The sequence below is a fragment of the Actinomadura sp. NPDC047616 genome (genome assembly GCF_040642915.1).
GTDB classification, from domain to species: domain Bacteria; phylum Actinomycetota; class Actinomycetes; order Streptosporangiales; family Streptosporangiaceae; genus Spirillospora; species Spirillospora miaoliensis.
Genome location: NZ_JBEYTB010000020.1, coordinates 48,741 through 68,054, shown reverse-complemented (window position 1 = coordinate 68,054; position 19,314 = coordinate 48,741). Strand labels below are relative to the sequence as shown.

Genomic DNA, 19,314 nt, shown 5'->3' with positions numbered 1-19,314 from the left:
TGCACCTGGCCCGCGACCCGGATCTGCAGCAGCGGTTGCGGGAACGGCCGGATCTGATGCCGAACGCCATCGAGGAGATGCTCCGGCTGTACGCCCCTACCGGGTGTTCGCCCGCACCGCCACCCGCGACGTCGAACTCGGCGGCCGGACCGTCCGCGCCGGTGAGCCGGTCACCATGCTGTTCCCCTCGGCCAACCGGGACGAGGCCGTCTTCGCCGACTCCCACCGGCTGGACCTGGACCGGCGTCCCAACCGCCACCTGGCGTTCGGCCGGGGCGCCCACCGCTGCCCCGGCTCGGCCATGGCCCGGCTGGAGATGGCCGCCGCGCTGCGGGCCCTGCTCGACACCACGGCCCGCGTGGCCCTCGACGGCGAGGTGGAGATGTTCAACTGGCTGGAGTTCGGCCCCAGGTCGGTGCCGCTGCGCCTCACCGCGCGCGCCGGCGGGTAGCACTCAGGACAGGGCGTGCCACGTCCTGGACAGGGCCTGCCGGAACTGCTCCACCTGCCGGGGGCTGAGGTCGCCGATCATGCGCTCCTCCAGGTCACGGACCGGATCGGCGAGGTCGGCCAGCAGTTCCCGGCCGGCGTCGGTGAGGTGGATGAGCAGTTCGCGCCGGTTGGCGGGATTGCGCTCGCGGCGGATCAGGCCGCGGCTCTCCAGCGCGCGCACCATGTCGGCCATGGACTGGGCGGTGACGAACGAGTCGCGGGCGAGCTGGGCCGCCGACAGGCCGTCGTGCCGGTCCAGCACGGTCAGGGCGGTGTACTGCAGCGCGGTGACGCCCGCGGGCCGCACCAGGTCCTCCAGGCCCGAGCGGACCGCCAGTTCCAGCCGTTTGACCATGTAGAGCAGCGACGGCGGCGCCTTGACGTCGGGCGTGCGGTCCTGGTCGGCCGGAGTGGTCGTCATTCGGTGTGCTCCCTGGTCGCGCCGGTCGGTGCGCTGTGCTGCCGCTAGAAGGATCCTGCCACCGACCACGAGTGAACGATTGACAGGAAACCTGTCCGATACAAGACTGTCAATCGACAGGATTCCTGTCGATTGCGCACTGGGTGTGACAGAAGGATGGAAACCATGGACCTGAACGGCAGGGTCGCGATCGTCACGGGGAGCGGGCGCGGCCTCGGCCTGGCCTACGCGCGGGCGCTGGCCGCCGCGGGCGCGGCGGTGGTGGTCAACGACGTGGACGCGCAGGCGGTGGACGCCGCGGTGGAGCAGATCACCTCGGCGGGCGGCCGGGCGACCGGCGTGGTGGCCGCGGTCGGTGACACGGCGGCGGCCGAGGAGCTGGTCGCGACGGCCGTGCGCGCGTTCGGACGGCTGGACGTGCTGGTCACCAACGCCGGCATCCTGCGCGACCGGGTGCTGTGGAAGATGACCGACGAGGACTTCGACGCGGTCGTCAAGGTGCACCTGCGCGGCACGTTCACCTGCGCCCGGGCGGCGGCGGTGCGGATGCGCGAGCAGGGCGACGGCGGGCGGATCATCCTCATCGGCTCCCCCGCCGGGCAGCGCGGCAACTTCGGCCAGAGCAACTACGCGGCGGCCAAGGCGGGCATCGCCGCGATGGCCCGCACGTGGGCGATGGAGCTGGCCAGGGCGGGCATCACCGTCAACGCCGTGGTGCCGGTCGCGGCCACCGAGATGACCAAGACCATCCCGGCGTTCGCCCCGGTCATCGCCGAGTCCGAGCGCACCGGCGCCCCGCTGCCGGAGTGGCTGCGCAAGGACGAGGGCCTGGGCACGGTCGAGGACGTCACCGGGCTGATCACGTTCCTGGCCTCCGACGCCGCCAAGGACGTCACCGGGCAGGCGATCGGCATCGGCGGGGACCGGCTGGCGCTGTGGGCGCACCCGAAGGAGAAGACGGTGGCGTTCGCCGACGGCGGCTGGAGCGCCGAGGCGATCGCCGAGCAGTGGCACACGGGCGTCGGCGCCGAGCCGGAGACCTACGGCATTCCCGCCCCCAACGTCCCGGAGGCGCGGAAGTGAGCGGGCCTGCGATCAACGTCGACGAGCTCGTCGCCATCGACGTGCACACCCACGCCGAGATCTCCAAGGACGGTCACGGGTCGCTGAGCCCGGCGCTGTTCGGCGCCTCCGAGGAGTACTTCAAGGCGCACGGGCACCGGCAGCCCACCATCGACGAGATGGCCGCCTACTACCGCGAGCGGAAGATGGCGGCGGTGGTGTTCACCGTGGACGCCGAGCACGCCACCGGGTGGCCGCGGATCTCCAACGAGGAGGTCGCCGAGAGCTGCGCCGAGCATCCCGACGTGCTGATCCCGTTCGCCAGCGTCGACCCCTGGAAGGGCAGGGCGGGCGTGCGGGAGGCCCGCCGGCTGGTCGAGCGGTACGGCGTGCGGGGATTCAAGTTCCACCCCAGCATCCAGGGCTTCTCCCCCGACGACCCCATGGCCTACCCGCTGTACGAGGCCATCGAGGAGCTCGGCGCGATCGCGCTGTTCCACACCGGGCAGACCGGCATCGGAGCGGGGGTGCCGGGAGGCGGCGGCATCCGGCTGAAGTACTCCAACCCGATGCTCGTCGACGACGTCGCCGTGGACTTCCCCGAGCTGCGGATCATCCTGGCGCACCCGTCGTTCCCCTGGCAGGACGAGGCGCTGGCGGTCGCCACCCACAAGCCCACCGTCCACATCGATCTGTCGGGCTGGTCGCCCAAGTACTTCCCGCCGCAGCTGGTGCGGTACGCCAACAGCCTGCTCAAGGACAAGGTGCTGTTCGGCTCGGACTACCCCGTCATCACCCCGGACCGCTGGCTGGCCGACTTCGCCAAGCTCGAGATCAAGCCCGAGGTCCGTCCCAAGATCCTCAAGGACAACGCCGCCCGGCTGCTCGGCCTGACCACGGACTGAAGGAGACCCCCATGCTCACCGTCAACGGACTCGACGAGATCAAGGCCCTTACGGGCAAGGACCTCGGGCACAGCGACTGGCTGGAGATCACCCAGGAACGGGTGAACACCTTCGCCGACGCCACCGACGACCACCAGTGGATCCACGTGGACGCCGAGAAGGCCCAGGACGGACCGTTCGGCGGCACCATCGCCCACGGCTACCTGACCCTCTCCCTCGTCATCCCCCTGTTCAACGCCCTGCTCGACATCCAGGGCACCGCGATGAGCATCAACTACGGCCTGGAGAAGGTCCGTTTCCCCAGCCCGGTGCGCGTCGGGTCCCGGGTCCGGCTCGGCGCCAAGGTCGCCTCCGTGGAGGACGTGGCCGGCAACGGGGTGCAGATGCTGTGCGACTTCACCGTCGAGATCGACGGGTCCGACAAGCCCGCCTGCGTCGCCCGCACCGTCTACCGCCACTACGCCTGAGACGCGGGGGCCGGCGCGCCGGCCGTCCACGCGAGGCAGAGGCCCACGGGCGCGGCCGGCCGCCCCCACGCAAAGGAGTGACAGGACCGTGTTGAACGCAGGGCTCGGGGGATGGCCGGCCAGGCGGGCCATGATGTCGCCCGACCGCACCGCCCTCGTCTTCGAGGACCGCCCGCTGACGTACGCACAGGTGCACGAACGCACGACCCGGCTGGCCGACCGGCTGCGCGCCGCCGGGATCGGCAAGGGCGACCGGGTGGCCTACCTGGGGCCGAACCACCCGGCGTTCGTGGAGACCATGTTCGCCACGCACCTGCTCGGCGGCATCTTCGTCCCGCTGAACTTCCGGCTCGCCGCACCGGAGATCGACTACATGCTGGGCCACAGCGGCGCGGCGGTGCTCGTCTACGGCCCGCAGTGCGCGTCCGTCGTGCACGCCTGCGAACGGGCGGCCGGGCTGGACACGGTGGTCGCGCTGGACGGCCCGGCGGACGGCGAACTGGATTACGAACAGTGGCTCGCCGCCGGCGACCCCGCGCCCATCGACGTGCCGGTCTCCCACGACGACGTGGCCTGCGTCCTCTACACCTCCGGAACGACGGGCCGTCCCAAGGGCGCAACGCTCACCCACGGCAACCTGGTGTGGAACTGCTACAACCTGCTGATCGGCGTGGACGTCGCCGGGGACGAGGTCACGCTGGTCAGCGCCCCGCTGTTCCACGTGGCGGCGCTCAACCAGTGCCTGCTGCCCACCTTCCTCAAGGGCGGACGCTCGGTCATCATGCCGTCCTGGGACGTGGACGAGTGTTTCGACCTCATCGCCCGGCACCGCGTCACCTGGATGTTCGGCGTGACCACCATGTTCGCCGCGCTGGCACGGTCACCCCGCTGGAAAGACGCCGACCTGTCGTCCGTGCGCAGCCTCATGGCCGGCGGCGCCTCCGTCCCCGTCTCCCTGATCCACGCCTACCAGGAACGCGGGCTGACGTTCTGCCAGGGCTACGGCCTCACCGAGACCGCCCCCGGCGCCACGTTCCTGGAGGCCGCCGAAAGCCTGCGCAAGGCGGGCTCGGCCGGGGTCCCGGTGTTCTTCACCAACGTCCGTTGCGTCCGCCCCGACCTGACCGACACCGACCCCGGCGAACCGGGCGAGGTCATCATCCAGGGGCCGAACGTCACCCCCGGCTACTGGAACGACCCCGTCGCCACCGACCGGGCGTTCTCCGAAGGCGGCTGGTTCCACTCCGGCGACATCGCCCGGGTGGACTCCGACGGGTTCTTCCACATCATCGACCGCGTCAAGGACATGTACATCTCCGGCGGGGAGAACGTCTACCCGGCCGAGGTCGAGGCCGCCATCTTCGAACACCCCGCCGTCGCCGAGGTCGCCGTCGTCGGCGTCCCCGACACGACATGGGGAGAGACCGGCCGTGCGTTCGTGGTCACCACGCCCGGCGCCGACCTGGACCTCGCCGGACTACGGGCGTTCCTGACCGGCCGGCTGGCCAAGTACAAGATCCCCGCCCATCTCGACATCGTCGCCGAACTGCCCCGCACCGGCTCCAACAAAATCCAGAAGGGACGGCTGCGGGAAACCCCCTCCCTGACGACCCGCACCACGCCACCCGCTCCTGAGAGACCGCACACCTCCCCCGCCATGGAGAACGGCCACTACCAACACACACGAACGCGATAACACAACGGCCGTCCAGAACGAAAAGCCACGCGCCCCGGTCCGGGCGGCTCTCGGACCGGTTCATCTCCCTGGGCGGGGCCACCGGCTTGTCGTTCCACTCGGCCAGGCTCCTCCCCCACCCGGCTCCGGCCGGCGCTATGGCGTCACGACGGGGCGCTGCGCTGGCAGGAGGCCGAGTCGGTCAGGGCATCATTCCGCTGGTCGTGTGCCGAACAGGACCATCAGCACGTCCCGGATGATTTCCGGGTGGTCGTTCTGCTCGGGGTCGAGCAGCCATTGCTGCTGTATGCCGTCCAGCAGCGCGAGCAGAGCCGTCGCAGCGGCGCGCGGAGTCCGCTCGGCAACCGGACGCCCCAGCGCTCGGTGACGCTGCGTTCCATGCGCTCACGCACCGCGGCGTAATGGCCGCGAAAGTAGTCCTGCGCCGGATGCCCCTCCGTCACGCTTTCGCCCATGCGCCAGCGACTCACAGGACCGGCCAGGACCGACCTCCACGACGGCACCGACGACGCCGCCCTTGACATTCATGACGGTCCGACGACCGACACAACACGTCAGCGATCAACCGGTCCTCGGCCCTCACTCCAGTGGGCGCAGTGCTGCTCGACGAGGCGCGCGCCCTGCTCACCTAGGCCGCGGAAGCGCGTACGTGTGACCGCGGCGGCTGCACCGTCAGCTTCCTGGGGGACAGCACCGACCCGGGCGCGGCACGGCTGGCCGACGCCTACCACCGCGGCACCCGCGCGTCGAGGTGCGCGTCCGCGAGACCGACCTGACCGACCCCACCTGCGGGCTGCGCGCCGGATCGGTCGACGTCGCCCTGACCCGCGGGCCGTTCGACCACACCGGCCCGGTCGTCCGCGAGCTTCGCACCGACCCATTGGCCGCGCTGCTGCGCACCGACGATCCGCTCGCCCCCGCGACAGCCAGAAGCCGGCCGACCTGGCCCACCGATGCGCCGCTCCGATCGCCCCGCCGGACCGTTGAGGATGCGCACCTCAGGAGCACGGCAGTTGATGTTTCATGGAATGGTCCGCAGGTAAATGATCCATATGAATCTACTTGTCAAGGTTATAATAAACCCGTGCCCGGCACTGCATAGGATGAAAGGATGAAAAATAGCATTGAAATAGATCAGATCGTCGATACGGCGACCAGACTGTTCGCGGAACTCGGCTACGATGGCACGTCACTTGGAATGATCGGCGACGCGCTGGGCGTCCCCGTTTCGACGATTACCGACGTGGCCGGAAACAAGCGGCAACTGTACCTGACAGTGATGCAGCGCGCCTTCGAGGCCGAGTGGGCGGCCCTGAAAACGGCGGCGGACAGCTGTCCACCAGGCCGTGAGTGCGTGCATCACATCGCCGACGCTTATCTTGACTTCCACGTCAGCCATCCCTACATCAGAGCGCTGTGGGCGCACCGCTGGGTGGCCGACGCGGCCGATATCGTGGACCTGGAGGATCGTTATCCTCGGCTGTTGTTCCGGATGGTCGCACAGAAGACCCGGGACGCGGTCCCGGACCGCGTCAACGTCTATTACATGCTGGGCATGATGGTGTGGACCGTGCACGGCTTTCTCGGCTCCGGAGTGCTCGCCCGGCGTCGCGGGATGCTTCGCACGGACCATCCGAAGGTGGTGAGCGACTTTCGAACTCATCTCCATTTGATGCTCGAAGGAATGATGACCTCCGATCAGTGAACTCAGTGCCGCCCCTGGCGAGATCACACCTGCAGCAGATCACCGGCCACCCCCGCCACCCACACCCCACCGAAGTCGACGCCCCACTCCCCCTGCCACCGAACCGGCCACGCCCCCAACACGCACACGCAGCTCGTTCCTGGGCAAGCCCAGTTGACCAGCGAGCGGCACCGACACAAACCAGTGACAACAGGCCGAGCCCCCAGGAGCACCGGGCCGGGCGCGACCCCCGTCGCCGTTTTCCAGCGGCGTTCGACCACATCCGCACCACAGGGCCACCTGGCGGGACGTCAAGCCCCCGGCGCCGTCAACGGTACGGACACGGCAAAGGACACGGCGGCCGCCCGGTCTCCAGAGCGGCGCCCCTGCCCCCGCCGCCTCCTCGGCTAAGCCGCAGTGACCGGGGACATTGCTTGGAGCCGCGCCCACGCCTCGTGTCTCGCCGGCGCTTCCAACGCACCCGTGGGACTGAGGCTCACGAGGCCGTCCGCTGACGTGTGCGGTGACCGGAGCCGGCCGGTTCACCACCACGTTCGGGCTGGTTGATCTCGGCCCACACCGCGTCGAGGGAGAGGCCGAGGACTTCGGCGATCGCCGCGATGGTCGGGAAGGCAGGGGTGGCCACGCGGCCGGACTCGATCTTCCGGAGGGTCTCCGGCGAGACACGTGCGTCGAGCGCGGTCTCGAGCATCGAGCGCTCTCCCCTGGCCCGGCGTAGCAGGGCGCCGAGGCGCTGTCCGCGTTCGACCTCTGCGGGAGTGAGCGGCAACCTGACCATGATTCCGATTCTAGTACCGGTATAGTATGGCCGGTATAGTTATTGGTTGCATGAGAGGGCGCCGCATGATCGAGATTTTGAGCCCCGCCCAGCTGGCTCAGGCAAGGGACACGGGCGCCCTGGTCGCCGACATTCTGCAGACGCTGAAGAGCCGTAGCACGATCGGCACGAACCTCCTGGACATCGACCGGTGGACGAAGACCATGATCGTCGAGGCCGGAGCGCAGTCCTGCTACGTCGACTATGAGCCGTCCTTCGGACGCGGGCCGTTCGGCCACTACATCTGCACGGCCGTCAACGACGCCGTGCTCCACGGACGGCCGTACGACTACACGCTCGCCGACGGGGATCTGCTGACCCTCGACCTCGCCGTCTCCAAAGGTGGAGTCGCCGCGGACGCCGCCATCAGTTTCATCGTGGGCGAATCCAAGCCTCCGGAGAGCGTCGCGCTGATCAGCGCGACCGAACGCGCGTTGCGCGCGGGGATAGCCGCCGCCCGCCCCGGGGCCCGCATCGGTGACATCTCCCATGCCATCGGCTCGGTCCTCAGTGAGGCGGGCTATCCGATCAACACCGAGTTCGGAGGTCATGGCATCGGATCGACGATGCACCAGGACCCGCACGTCTCGAACACCGGACGGCCCGGCCGTGGGTACAAACTGCGCCCTGGGCTGCTGCTCGCCCTGGAGCCGTGGGTCATGGCGGACACCGCCGAGCTCGTCACCGATGCCGACGGGTGGACGCTCCGCAGCGCGACAGGCTGCCGGACGGCCCACAGCGAGCACACGATCGCCATCACCGACGACGGAGCCGAAATCCTCACCTTGCCGAGGCAGACGCACCCGTGAGGAGGCGGGCGCGGCTCAGGTGCCGGGGCCGGCCGGAGGGTCGGTGTCCAGGGCGGAGGGCACCGCGGCGCCGGGTGCCAGGCCCGCGCTGCTCGCCGCCGACGTGGAACGGTAGGGGCCCCGCGTCCAGGCGCATCGACGCCTCGGCGAGGGGGCACGCGATGCCCTGGTTCTGGCCGATCGGTTGGTTGAACACGACCCGCTCCCCCGCGTACCGCACCGCCCGGCGCAGCGCCGCGCGGCCGATGCCCAGCGACTCGTGCGCGAGCAGGATCCGCTCGGGATTGATGCCGTCCAGCAGGTACTTGAACCCGCTGCCCTCCTCCCCGACCAGCGCCGACCTAGGGACGCGGAAGTCGTCCATGAACAGCTCGTAGGACGAGACCGCGTTGCGGCCCATCTTCGGGATCGCCCGCATCTCCACCTCGCCCCCGGTCAGGTCGACCACGAACATCGAGCGGACGCCGCCGCGACGGCGTGGGCCTTGAACGTGCGCACCGCCGCGCTCAGCCGGTGCGGCACCGGGTCGCCGCCGCCGTCGAGATCCTCCGGACACCGGTCGCCGAACAGTCGTACCTCCGCCAGGCGGCCGGTCGCCATGGTCTCCAGCAGCCTGTCGCGGATCCGCTCGTCCGTGGCGTACAGGCCCGTGCACACCGCGAGTGTCCGCGGCCGCGGCCCGCGCACCGGACGGGCCGGCGCCGCCTCCAGCTCGACGACGCGGGCGCCGAGAATGCGCGCCGCCCGGCAGCCGGGGCGGGCCGCGGTGAGGACGGTGACCTCCCACCCGGCCATCCCCCGGTCGAAAAGCCGGCCTCCCGCGTACCGCACCACCTCCGCCATGGTCGGCGCGATCGCGACCAGCCGATGCCTCAGGGCGTGTCCGGGTCGGCGTCGGGGGACGGCGCAGGCTGCTGGGAGAGCGAGGCGATGTACTCGGCGAACACCCGGGTGACTAGGGTCACTTTCGGAAGCTGGGTTCTTGTGAGATGTGAGTGCGGATCTCAAATCCGTTCGTCGCATGCACATCGCGGTACGGTGGACTACCACTGACGTGCAGTAAGGTTCTACACATGGCGCACGAGACCGATCCGACCGTGGCCGCCCCCAGCGAGGAGCCGGCCTGGAAGCAGCGCGCGGTCGAGCGCTCCACCAGGGCCGCCAAGCTGCGCGCCGAGCAGCGGGTGGAGCGGTTCCTGGACGCGGCGCAGGCGATCATCACGGAGAAGGGCACCACCGACTTCACCGTGCAGGAGGTCGTCGACCGGTCCCGCCAGTCGCTGCGCAGCTTCTACCAGCACTTCGACGGCAAGCACGAACTGCTGCTTGCGCTGTTCGAGGACGCCCTGCGCCGCACGGCCGACCAGTTGCGCGCCGCCGCGTCCGGCGCGTCCGACCCGGTGGAACGGCTCAAGGTCGCCGTCCAGTCGCTGTTCGAACTGTGCCGCCCCGACCCGGCCGCGCAGCGCCCGCTGTTCACCGACTTCGCGCCGCCGCTGCTGGTCTCCCACCCCGCCGAGGTGAAGGTCGCGCACGCGCCGCTGCTGGCGCTGTTCACCGAGCTGATGACCCATGTCGAGGCCGCCGGGAAACTGCGCTCGGGCACCACGCCGCGACGCGCCGCCGCGCTGACGATGCAGACGGTGATGTTCACCGCCCAGTCCAGCGGTGCTCCCGAGGACGGGACCGCGCATCCCATCACCGCCGACGAGATCTGGGACTTCTGCTCCACTGGCTTCGCCAAGCCGTAATCCGCGAAGCAGTTCTCTTTTCGGCCGGGGGTCAGGGAGTCAGGAGCGCCTTGATGGCGCGGCGTTCGTCCATGGCCCTGTAGGCCTCGGCGGCCTGGTCCAACGGGAGGGTGAGGTCGAAGACCCTGCCGGGATCGATCTTCCGCTGCCAGATCAGGTCGATCAGCTCGGGCAGGAACCGGCGCACCGGGGCGGGGCCGCCGTGCAGGTGAACCTGGGAGAAGAACAGCTCCTGGCCGTTGAGGGAGACGTCGTGGCTGACTCCCACGAAACCTATGTGGCCGCCCGGGCGGGTGGAGCGGATGGCCTGCTGCATCGACTGCTGGGTGCCGACCGCCTCGATGACCGAGTGCGCGCCCAGCCCACCGGTCAGTTCCTTGAGCGCGGCCACGCCCTCGTCGCCGCGCTCGGTGACGATGTCGGTCGCGCCGAACTCGCGGGCCAGCCTCTGCCGCGTCTCGTGCCGGCTGAAGATCACGACCCGCTCGGCGCCCAGCCGGCGGGCGGCCAGCACTCCCAGCAGGCCGACCGCGCCGTCACCGACGACCGCGACCGTCCTGCCGGGGCCCGCCTGGGCGGCCACCGCACCGAACCAGCCGGTGCCCAGCACATCGGAGGCCGCCAGCAAACTGGGGATCAGATCGGAATCGGGAACACCGGGGGTGGCCACCAGCGTGCCGTCGGCCCAGGGAATCCGGGCGCGCTCGGACTGGGTGCCGACCTGCGACATGAACACCCGGTGCACACAGGAGGACGGGTAGCCCGACCGGCAGATCTCGCACGTACCGTCCGAGGCCACGAACGAGCCCACCACGAACTGGCCCGGCTTGACGGTCGCGACCTCGCCGCCGACCTCCTCCACCACGCCCACGTACTCGTGCCCCATCGGCATCGGCCCGTCGACGGGCTCGGCACCGCGGTAGGGCCACAGGTCCGAACCGCACACACAGGCCGCCGTCAGCCGGATGACCGCGTCGGTCGGCTCGATGATCCGCGGGTCGTCGATCTCCTCGACCCGCACGTCCCCCGGAGCGTGCAGAACAGTGGCGCGCATGATGGTCCTTCTTCCCGTTGGTCTCTCTGGGGCCACTGCCATCCAAGACGCCGGCCGGCCCGGCGGGAAGGCACTGGCGAAGGGTGTACTGGCAGGGCACCCCTTCCCACAGGAAGGCCGCCTAGCCTGGCAAGAGTGGACCACCGCAGCCAAATCCGCGAGTTCCTGACCTCCCGCCGGGCCAGGATCAGCCCGCAGCAGGCCGGGCTGCCCTCCTACGGCACCCGCCGGGTGCCCGGCCTGCGCCGTGCCGAGGTCGCCCAGCTGGCCGGGATCAGCGTGGAGTACTACTCCCGCCTGGAACGCGGCGACCTGTCCGGAGTCTCCGACAGCGTCCTGGACGCCCTGGCCCGCGCCCTGCGGCTCAACGATGAGGAACGCACCCACCTGGAGGACCTGGCCCGCACCGCCGGCCCCGGACAGCGCCGCCGGCGCCGCTCCGCCCCACAGCGGGTACGGCCCACGGTGCAGCGGATGCTGGACGCCATGACCGACGCGCCCGCGTTCGTCATGAACGGACGCGGCGACATCCTGGCCACCAACGCCCTCGGCCGGGCCCTGTACGCCCCCATGATCGACGCGGCCCGCGGCGCCACGCCCAACCACGCCCGGTACATCTTCCTCGACCCCGGTTCCCATCAGTTCTGGGGCGACTGGGACCGCGCCGCCGACGACACCGTCGCCCTCCTGCACGCCCAGGCCGGCCGCGACCCCTACGACAAGGACCTCACCGACCTCATCGGCGAGCTGTCCACCCGCAGCGACGACTTCCGCGCCCGCTGGGCCCGCCACGACGTCCGCCAGCACCACATCGGCACCAAGCCCTTCCACCACCCCGTCGTCGGCGACCTCCACCTCACCTACGAATCCCTCGACCTGCCCGCCGACGGACTCACCCTGGTCGCCTACGGCACCGAGCCCGGCAGCGAGTCCGAGGACAAACTCCGCCTGCTCGCCAGCTGGGCCACCACCTCCCGAACGCCGCCCCGGACCCGCACTGATCATCGGCTGTGACGCAGTGGCCGGCCCGCCGACGCGCTCTCAGGCGGCCGGACCACCCCGCGGGCCACGTCGGCTCATGTGGTCTGGGGCGGCGCCGATTCCGGGGGCGGGGCGGCGGTGGAGCGGCGGACGATCAGGCTCGGGGTCACCGAGAAGCGCAGTGCCGAGGTGCGGCCCTCGATCCGTTCGAGCAGGAGCCGGGCGGCGGTGCGGCCCATGACGGCTCCGTCCTGGTCGACGGTGGTCAGCGCGATGTTGGGCAGGGCCGCGAGCTGGATGTTGTCGTATCCGACGACCGAGAGGTCGGCGGGGACGGCGAGGCCCGCCTCGTGGGCGGCGGCGAGGGCGCCGACGGCGGCCTGGTCGGCTCCCGCGAAGATCGCGGTCGGACGCGGATCCCGGCCGAGCAGCTCGCGGGCGCCCTGGTAACCGCCGTCCGCGCTGTAGGACGTCGTCACGACGGCGATCTCGTCGGCGAGGCCGTGCTCGCGCATCACCCGGTCGTAGGTCTCGGCCCGGATCACGTGCAGCAGGTCCGCGGGCCGCGCGCGGCTGTTGTCCCGGTGCGCGATGTGCGCGATCCTGCGGTGCCCGAGGGAGATCAGGTGCTCCACGGCCAGCCGGGCGCCCGTGTCGTCGTCGTCGCAGACCGTGTCGTAGGCGGCCGACCGCTCGTGCCGTCCGAGCACCACGGTGGGGATGTCGGCCGCGACCCGCTCCAGCCGTGTCCTGGCGGCGAGCGGGGCGACCATGAGGATGCCGTCCACCGGCCGGTCGACCAGGGCGTTGATCGCCCGTTCCTCGGACCGCTGGGTGAGGCCCCCCTGAATCATGATCGCCTGGTAGTCGGTGTCGGCCAGGTGCTCGGTGAGGCCGTCGAGGAGTTCGGCGAAGAACGGGCTCCTGATGTCCGGGAGCATGACGCCGATGGTGAAAGTGCGTCCGCGCAGGGCACGGGCGGCGGCGTGCGGGCGGTAGCCGAGTTCCGCGATGGCCGCCTGGACGCGGTCCCGCATGGCCGGGCTCACCCCGTAGGCGTTGCGGATCACCTTCGAAACGGCGGTGGTGGAGACCTGGGCGTGGCTGGCCACGTCGGCGATCGTCACCCGTCGCCGCCGGTCACCAGTGGCCATCGATCTCCTTTCCCGGACGCGCTCCGATTGTACGGGCCGCAGGTCGCCGGGCATGGGTAACGTTACCCATTCTCGCGCGGAAAACTTACCGCCAGGCCGTTCCACCTGGGCGAGTACCTGAGGATCGATGCTCAAACGACCTCTTGACGGGCCTTCGGGTTACGCCTACGTTAAGCGCATCGGGGTGGTCATTAAAACGTTTTAACTCCCTCGGAGGGTGCCGTGAACACCTCTCTCCGCATGCTCGGGGCCGCCCTGGCGGGCCTGGCGATGGCGGCGCTGACCTCCTGCGCCTCGGGTTCGGGCACCTCCGCGGACGGCACCGTCACGCTGTCGTTCCTGGTGGGCAGCGACAAGTCGACGGTGGACGCGGCCAAGGCGCTCGCCGGCGCCTTCATGAGGGCGGAGCCCCAGATCAAGATCAAGACGGAGGTGGTCCCGGGCGGCGGCGAGGGGGACAACGTCGTCAAGACGCGGCTGTCGACCGGCGACATGACCGACGTGTTCTGGTACAACTCCGGCTCGCTGCTGCGGGCGCTGCACCCCGGCAGGACCCTGGTCGACCTCACCGGCGACCCCGTCCTGAGCAAGGTCAAGAAGGACTACCTGCCGGTCGTGTCGGTCGGCGGCAGGGCCTACGGCGTCCCCGCCACCGCGGCCACGGGCGGCGGCATCCTCTACAACCGCAAGGTCTACGAACGGCTCGGCCTGAAGGTCCCCAGGACGTGGGCCGAGTTCATGGCCAACAACGACAAGATCAAGGCGGCCGGGACCACCCCGCTGATCGCCACCTTCAAGGACACCTGGACGTCGCAGCTGCTCGTGCTGGGCGACTACCACAACGTCCAGGCCGCCGTGCCGTCCTTCGCCCGCGACTACACCGCCGGCAGGGCGCGGTTCGCCACCACCCCGGCCGCGTCCGCCGGGTTCCACCACCTGGCCCAGGTGCACGCCGAGGGCCACCTCAACAAGGGCTTCGGCTCGGCCACCAACGGCCAGGGCCTGAAGATGCTGATCGAAGGCAGGGGCGCGCACTACGCGATGCTCGGCCTGACGCTGCCGCCGCTGCTGGCCGCCCACCCGCAGGCGGCCACCGACATCGGTTTCTTCGGGATCCCCGGCGACGACCCGGCACGGCACGGCGCCACCGTCTGGGAACCGCCCGCCGTCTACATCGCCAAGTCCACCGAGCACCTGGCCGAGGCGAAGAAGTTCCTGGCCTTCGTCGCCTCGCCACCCGCCGCGGAGGCCGTCAGCAAGGCCGTGCCGCCGTCGGGGCCGTACCGCGTGGAAGGCGCCGAACTGCCCGACGACGCCCCCCAGGTCGCCAAGGATCTGCAGGCGTACCTCTACCGCGGCGCGGCCACCCCGGCGCTGGAGTTCCTGTCCCCGGTCAAGGGCCCGTCCCTGGAACAGATCACGGTGGCCGTGGGGTCCGGGCTGACACCGCCCGCCCAGGGCGCCGCGCAGTACGACAGGGACGTGGAGAAGCAGGCCAAGCAGCTCGGGCTCCCCGGGTGGTGACGGGAGCCGTGGTCACCGACCAGGACGCCGGCCCCCGCACGCGGCCCGGCCCGTCCGGAAAGCGGCGCCGCACCCGCACGACCCCGGCCTCCCTGGCCAAGCGACGCGCCGCCTACCCCTACGCGCTCTATCTGCCCGCGGCCGCCGTCCACCTGGTGATCTTCCTGGTGCCGACGGTGACGGCGTTCTACTTCGCACTGACCCGGTGGACGCTGTTCGACAGCACCTTCGTCGGGCTGGACAACTTCCGCGATTTCCTGGCCGAGCAGAACCTGCGCATCGGGTTCCGGAACACCCTCGTCTACGCCGTCGTCACCAGCGGCCTGAAGGTCGTCCTCGGCATGGCCCTCGCCGTGCTGCTCACCGGCAGGCTCCGGCTGCGCGGCTTCCTGCGCTCGGTGGTGTTCTTCCCCGTGCTGGTCTCCACCGTCGCGGTCGGCATCACCTTCAGCATGCTGCTCAAGCCCGACACCGGCCTCGTCGACCAGGCCCTGGGGCTGGTCGGCGTGGACGGCCCCGACTGGCTCGGCGACGGCACCACCGCGTTGCTGTCGGTCGCGCTGGTGGACGTGTGGAAGGGCGTGGGCCTGGCCACCGTCATCTACATCGCCGGGATCGTGTCCATTCCGCGGGAGTACTACCAGGCGGTCGCGGTGGACGGCGGCTCGGCCTGGCAGGCCTTCCGGCACGTGACGCTGCCGCTGAGCCGGCCGGCCACCTACTCGGTCATCGTCCTGTCACTGATCGGCGGACTGCGCTCCTTCGACCTGATCTGGACGATGACGCGCGGCGGCCCCGGCTTCACCAGCGACACCATCGCCTCGATCATCTACAAGCAGTACCAGGCCGGCTTCTACGGCCTGTCCACCGCCGGCAACGTGCTGCTGTTCGTCGTCGTGACCGCCGTCGTCGTCCCGCTCACCTACCTCCTGGGCAAGCGGCAGGTGACCCTGTGAGAGCACTCAGAAGGCTCGGCGCCGAGGCGGTCGCGCTGGCCGTGGCCACCGTGGTCTTCCTGGTCCCGTTCGCGTTCATGGCGCTGACCGCGGTGAAGAGCCCGGCACAGGCCACCGACCTGGACTTCTCCTGGCCCACCGAGTGGCGGATCGTGCAGAACGTCACCGAGGTGGTGCGGGCCCGCGACCACGTGCTGCTGCGCGCCTACGTCAACAGCACGATCGTCACCGTCGCGTCGGTCACGCTGATCGTGGTGTTCGGGGCGATGGCCGCGTTCGTTCTGCAGCGCCGCCCCGGCAGGCTCGGCGCGCTCGCGAACGCCCTGGTGCTGGCCGGGCTGATCATCCCGCCCGCGGTCGTGCCCACCATCTGGCTGCTGCAGAAGCTGGGGCTGTTCAAGACCCTGCCCGGGCTGGTCCTGGTCGAGATCGCCTACGGCCTGCCGTACGCGGTGCTGCTGTTCCGCGCGTTCATCGCGACGATCCCGCGGGAACTGGACGAGGCCGCCATGATCGACGGCTGCGGCGGGCTGCGGCTGTTCCTCCAGGTGGTCTTCCCGCTGCTGCGGCCGGTCACCGTCACCGTGATCCTCACCAGCTCCGTGGCCGTCTTCAACGACTTCGTCAACCCGCTGTACTTCCTGCCCGGCGACGACTACGCCACCGTGCAGGTCACGCTCTACAACTTCCAGAGCCAGTACGGCACGCAGTGGAACCTGCTGTTCATGGACATCGTCCTGATCACCATTCCGCCGCTGCTGGCCTTCGTCTTCTTCGATCGCAAGATCGTCGCCGGTATGACCTCCGGCGCCGTCAAGGGCTGACCCCGGCACGGGCCGGACCCGCCAAGCGCTCACCCAAGGAGCAGCACACCTGTGACCACTGTGCGCGTCGAACCTCCCACGTTCGAGCACCATCGGGACCCTCTCGGCATCGGCGAGTCCGCTCCCCGGCTGTCCTGGACCGTCACGTCCGGCATCGCGGGCTGGCACCAGCGGGCCTACGAGATCCAGTTGAGCGACGGCGGCTCCACGGGGCGCGTCGAGTCGGCCGATTCGGTGCTCGTTCCCTGGCCCGGCATGGCGCTGGGCTCCCGCGAACGGCGCGGCGTGCGGGTGCGCGTGTTCGGCCGGGACGGGTCGGCCAGCGGTTGGAGCCCTTGGTCCTGGGTGGAGGCGGGGCTGCTCGACCCCGCGGATTGGCGGGCCGGCGCGGCGGCGCCGCTGCCGGACCTGCTGGGTCCGCCCGACGGGCCCGCCGTGCTGCTGCGCCGCGAGTTCGCGCTGCGGGCGCCGATCGTCTCGGCCCGCCTGTACGTCACCGCGCACGGCCTGTACGACGTCGAGATCAACGGCGTCCCGGTCGGCGACGATGTCCTGGCGCCCGGCTGGACCAGCTACGGCCACCGCCTGCGCTACCGCACGCACGACGTCACCGGACTGCTGCGCGGGGGCGGCAACGCCGTCGGCGCCATGCTGGCCGACGGCTGGTACCGGGGCCGGATCGGCTACGGCGGCGGGAGGACCGCCGTCTACGGCGACCGCACCGCGCTGATCGCCCAACTGGAGGTCACCTATGGCGACGGCACGACCGACCTGGTGACCACGGACGAGGACTGGCGGTGCGCGTCCGGCCCGGTCACCGCGGCGAGCCTGTACGACGGCGAGAAGTACGACGCCCGGCTGCTGCCGCCCGGCTGGTCCGAGCCCGGCTTCGACGCGGCCGGCTGGCGGCCCGCCGCGCTGCTCGACCATGATCCGGCCAGGCTGGTGGCGCCCACCGGACCGCCGGTGCGCCGCGTCGAGACGCTGCCTCCAGTCGCGGTGCTCACCGGGCCGGACGGGGAGACCATCCTCGACTTCGGGCAGAACATCTCCGGTCGCCTGCGCATCCGCGTTCGGGGACCGGCCGGCCGCACCGTCACCATGCGGCACGCCGAAGTGCTGGACGGCGGCGCCTTGGGCGTGCGGCCGCTGCGCACGGCCGACGCGCTCGACGCCTACACACTGCGCGGCGACGCAGAGCCCGAGGAGTGGGAGCCGCGCTTCACCGTCCACGGGTTCCGCTACGCCCAGGTCGACGGCTGGCCCGGCGACCTGGACCCCGCCGACGTGCGGGCCGTGGTCTGCCACACCGACATGCGCCGCATCGGCGACTTCTCCTGCTCCGACCCGCTGCTCGACCGCCTGCACGAGAACGTCGTGTGGAGCATGCGCGGCAACTTCGTGGACATCCCCACCGACTGCCCGCAGCGCGACGAGCGGCTCGGCTGGACCGGTGACATCCAGGTGTTCGGCCCGGCCGCGGCCTTCCTCTACGACTGCGCCGGGATGCTGCGGTCCTGGCTGGAGGACCTGTCCGCCGACCAGCGCCGGTCCGGCACCGTCCCGCTGTTCGTGCCCTGGATCGACCTGGGGGGACCGTTCGCCCCGACGGACCCGATCGCCGCCTGGGGCGACGCCGCCGTCGTCCTGCCGTGGACCCTCTACCAGCGCACCGGGGACGTCGACCTGCTGCGCAGGCAGTACCCGAGCATGACGGCGTGGGTGGACCAGGTCACCGAACGGGCCGGCGGGTCCGGCCTGTGGGACACCGGGCCGCAGCTCGGGGACTGGCTCGACCCGTCCGCACCGCCCGACCGGCCGGCCGAGGCGGCCACCGATCCGGGCCTGGTCGCCACCGCCTGCTTCGCGCGCTCCGCCCGGCTGGTCGCCGACACCGCCGAGCTGCTCGGCCATGGCGAGGACGCCCGCAGGTACGGGGAGCTCGCCGAACGGGTCAGGACCGCGTTCGACGCCGCATACGTCTCACCGGAGGGAAAGGTCTCCGGCGACTCCCAGACGGCCTACGCCCTGGCGCTGCGGTTCGGGCTCATCGACGGTGCGGAACGCCGTGCGCACGCCGCCGCACGCCTGGTCGAACTCGTCCGCGCGAGCGGCCACCGCATCGGCACCGGCTTCGTCGGTACCCCGCTGATCTGCGACGCGCTCACCGAGGCGGGCGCCGTCGACGACGCCTACCGGCTGCTGCTGCAGACCGAATGCCCGTCCTGGCTGTACGCGGTGACGATGGGCGCCACCACCGTCTGGGAGCGCTGGGACAGCCTGCTGCCCGACGGCACCATCAACCCCGGCGAGATGACCTCGTTCAACCACTACGCCCTCGGGGCCGTCGCCGACTGGATGCACCGCACTCTCGCGGGGCTGGCACCCGCCGCGCCCGGCTACCGGCGGATCCTCGTACGCCCCCGGCCGGGCGGCGGGCTCACCCACGCCCGCGCCGCCCACACGACCCCGTACGGCGTGGCCGAGGTCAAGTGGGAGCGCACGGGTGAACGGCTCACCCTGCATGTGCTCGTTCCGCCCAACACCACCGCGGCCGTTCACCTGCCGACGGCGCCCGACCGGCCCATCGAGGCCGGGCCGGGGCGGCACGTCTTCCACTGCGACACACCCGGGCAGGCGTGACGGGCCGTCGCATCACGACCTCCTGCGGGACGTCCCGCAGGACCGCACCACGC

General features: G+C 70.9%; 21 protein-coding genes. 15 read left to right on the top strand and 6 right to left on the bottom strand.

The window, feature by feature from the left end:
- The first annotated feature begins 103 nt into the window (after positions 1-103).
- On the top strand, positions 104-451 hold the full coding sequence (locus tag ABZ801_RS35740; RefSeq protein WP_360706777.1) for a cytochrome P450: 348 nt from the start codon (positions 104-106) through the stop codon (positions 449-451).
- Between the two features lie 3 nt (positions 452-454).
- On the opposite strand, the gene ABZ801_RS35735 is transcribed toward ABZ801_RS35740, so the two are convergent.
- Entirely contained in the window at positions 455-913 is a 459-nt protein-coding gene (locus ABZ801_RS35735) for a MarR family transcriptional regulator (protein ID WP_360706775.1), read from the bottom strand.
- 165 nt (positions 914-1,078) lie between these two features.
- Between ABZ801_RS35735 and ABZ801_RS35730 the strand changes: the two genes are divergently transcribed.
- The 7 genes from ABZ801_RS35730 to ABZ801_RS35700 all read left to right on the top strand — a co-directional run bounded on the left by ABZ801_RS35730 (position 1,079) and on the right by ABZ801_RS35700 (position 6,748).
- Positions 1,079-1,996 (top strand): SDR family NAD(P)-dependent oxidoreductase, encoded by a 918-nt coding sequence (locus tag ABZ801_RS35730; protein WP_360706772.1) that lies wholly within the window; start codon positions 1,079-1,081, stop codon positions 1,994-1,996.
- Complete coding sequence (locus ABZ801_RS35725) at positions 1,993-2,880, top strand: amidohydrolase family protein (protein WP_360706770.1); 888 nt, start codon at positions 1,993-1,995, stop codon at positions 2,878-2,880. Before ABZ801_RS35730 ends, ABZ801_RS35725 begins: the two co-directional genes overlap by 4 nt.
- Before the next feature lie 11 nt (positions 2,881-2,891).
- Entirely contained in the window at positions 2,892-3,347 is a 456-nt protein-coding gene (locus ABZ801_RS35720; protein ID WP_360706767.1) for a MaoC family dehydratase, read from the top strand.
- An 88-nt stretch (positions 3,348-3,435) separates the two neighbouring features.
- Positions 3,436-5,043 (top strand): long-chain fatty acid--CoA ligase, encoded by a 1,608-nt coding sequence (locus ABZ801_RS35715; protein ID WP_360706764.1) that lies wholly within the window; start codon positions 3,436-3,438, stop codon positions 5,041-5,043.
- A 246-nt stretch (positions 5,044-5,289) separates the two neighbouring features.
- The gene (locus ABZ801_RS35710; RefSeq protein ID WP_360706761.1) at positions 5,290-5,445 is read left to right on the top strand and encodes a hypothetical protein; all 156 of its coding nucleotides are present in this window, start codon (positions 5,290-5,292) and stop codon (positions 5,443-5,445) included.
- Between the two features lie 262 nt (positions 5,446-5,707).
- Positions 5,708-6,145, top strand: a complete 438-nt coding sequence (locus tag ABZ801_RS35705; RefSeq protein WP_360707012.1) for a LysR substrate-binding domain-containing protein — start codon at positions 5,708-5,710, stop codon at positions 6,143-6,145.
- Between the two features lie 9 nt (positions 6,146-6,154).
- Positions 6,155-6,748, top strand: coding sequence for a TetR/AcrR family transcriptional regulator (locus ABZ801_RS35700; protein ID WP_360706758.1), 594 nt, complete (start codon positions 6,155-6,157; stop codon positions 6,746-6,748).
- A gap of 475 nt (positions 6,749-7,223) precedes the next feature.
- Here ABZ801_RS35700 and ABZ801_RS35695 read toward each other — a convergent pair whose 3' ends face one another.
- Positions 7,224-7,526 carry a helix-turn-helix transcriptional regulator gene (locus tag ABZ801_RS35695; RefSeq protein ID WP_360706755.1) on the bottom strand — a complete coding sequence of 101 codons (303 nt, stop codon included), beginning with the start codon at positions 7,524-7,526 and terminating at the stop codon, positions 7,224-7,226.
- A 65-nt stretch (positions 7,527-7,591) separates the two neighbouring features.
- Here ABZ801_RS35695 and map point away from each other — a divergent pair, with 65 nt between their 5' ends.
- Positions 7,592-8,374 carry a type I methionyl aminopeptidase gene (gene map / locus ABZ801_RS35690; RefSeq protein WP_360706752.1) on the top strand — a complete coding sequence of 261 codons (783 nt, stop codon included), beginning with the start codon at positions 7,592-7,594 and terminating at the stop codon, positions 8,372-8,374.
- Here the strand turns inward: map and ABZ801_RS35685 are convergent.
- Both ABZ801_RS35685 and ABZ801_RS35680 read right to left on the bottom strand, forming a co-directional pair.
- The gene (locus ABZ801_RS35685) at positions 8,346-8,828 is read right to left on the bottom strand and encodes an acyl-CoA dehydrogenase family protein (RefSeq protein WP_360706750.1); all 483 of its coding nucleotides are present in this window, start codon (positions 8,826-8,828) and stop codon (positions 8,346-8,348) included. The two genes, map and ABZ801_RS35685, sit on opposite strands and share 29 nt — an antisense overlap.
- Positions 8,810-9,217, bottom strand: a complete 408-nt coding sequence (locus ABZ801_RS35680) for a hypothetical protein (RefSeq protein ID WP_360706747.1) — start codon at positions 9,215-9,217, stop codon at positions 8,810-8,812. The genes ABZ801_RS35685 and ABZ801_RS35680 overlap by 19 nt, the downstream gene beginning before the upstream one ends.
- 230 nt (positions 9,218-9,447) lie before the next feature.
- On the opposite strand from ABZ801_RS35680, the gene ABZ801_RS35675 reads away from it, so the two are divergent.
- Entirely contained in the window at positions 9,448-10,125 is a 678-nt protein-coding gene (locus tag ABZ801_RS35675; protein WP_360706744.1) for a TetR/AcrR family transcriptional regulator, read from the top strand.
- Positions 10,126-10,156: 31 nt separating this feature from the next.
- Here the strand turns inward: ABZ801_RS35675 and ABZ801_RS35670 are convergent, their stop codons facing one another.
- Positions 10,157-11,179 (bottom strand): zinc-dependent alcohol dehydrogenase family protein, encoded by a 1,023-nt coding sequence (locus tag ABZ801_RS35670; protein ID WP_360706742.1) that lies wholly within the window; start codon positions 11,177-11,179, stop codon positions 10,157-10,159.
- Between the two features lie 135 nt (positions 11,180-11,314).
- On the opposite strand from ABZ801_RS35670, the gene ABZ801_RS35665 reads away from it, so the two are divergent.
- The gene (locus tag ABZ801_RS35665; protein ID WP_360706739.1) at positions 11,315-12,193 is read left to right on the top strand and encodes a helix-turn-helix transcriptional regulator; all 879 of its coding nucleotides are present in this window, start codon (positions 11,315-11,317) and stop codon (positions 12,191-12,193) included.
- A gap of 62 nt (positions 12,194-12,255) precedes the next feature.
- Here ABZ801_RS35665 and ABZ801_RS35660 read toward each other — a convergent pair whose 3' ends face one another.
- Positions 12,256-13,314 carry a LacI family DNA-binding transcriptional regulator gene (locus ABZ801_RS35660; protein ID WP_360706736.1) on the bottom strand — a complete coding sequence of 353 codons (1,059 nt, stop codon included), beginning with the start codon at positions 13,312-13,314 and terminating at the stop codon, positions 12,256-12,258.
- 222 nt (positions 13,315-13,536) lie between these two features.
- Between ABZ801_RS35660 and ABZ801_RS35655 the strand changes: the two genes are divergently transcribed.
- Genes ABZ801_RS35655 through ABZ801_RS35640 form a run of 4 tightly spaced genes read left to right on the top strand, consistent with a single transcriptional unit; the run spans position 13,537 to position 19,261 of the window.
- Positions 13,537-14,838 (top strand): extracellular solute-binding protein, encoded by a 1,302-nt coding sequence (locus ABZ801_RS35655; RefSeq protein ID WP_360706733.1) that lies wholly within the window; start codon positions 13,537-13,539, stop codon positions 14,836-14,838.
- Positions 14,832-15,794: a sugar ABC transporter permease gene (locus tag ABZ801_RS35650; RefSeq protein WP_360706731.1), complete on the top strand. Its 963-nt coding sequence runs from the start codon at positions 14,832-14,834 to the stop codon at positions 15,792-15,794. The genes ABZ801_RS35655 and ABZ801_RS35650 overlap by 7 nt, the downstream gene beginning before the upstream one ends.
- Complete coding sequence (locus tag ABZ801_RS35645) at positions 15,791-16,618, top strand: carbohydrate ABC transporter permease (RefSeq protein WP_360706728.1); 828 nt, start codon at positions 15,791-15,793, stop codon at positions 16,616-16,618. The genes ABZ801_RS35650 and ABZ801_RS35645 overlap by 4 nt, the downstream gene beginning before the upstream one ends.
- Before the next feature lie 51 nt (positions 16,619-16,669).
- Positions 16,670-19,261, top strand: coding sequence for a glycoside hydrolase family 78 protein (locus ABZ801_RS35640; protein ID WP_360706726.1), 2,592 nt, complete (start codon positions 16,670-16,672; stop codon positions 19,259-19,261).
- Positions 19,262-19,314 lie beyond the last annotated feature (53 nt).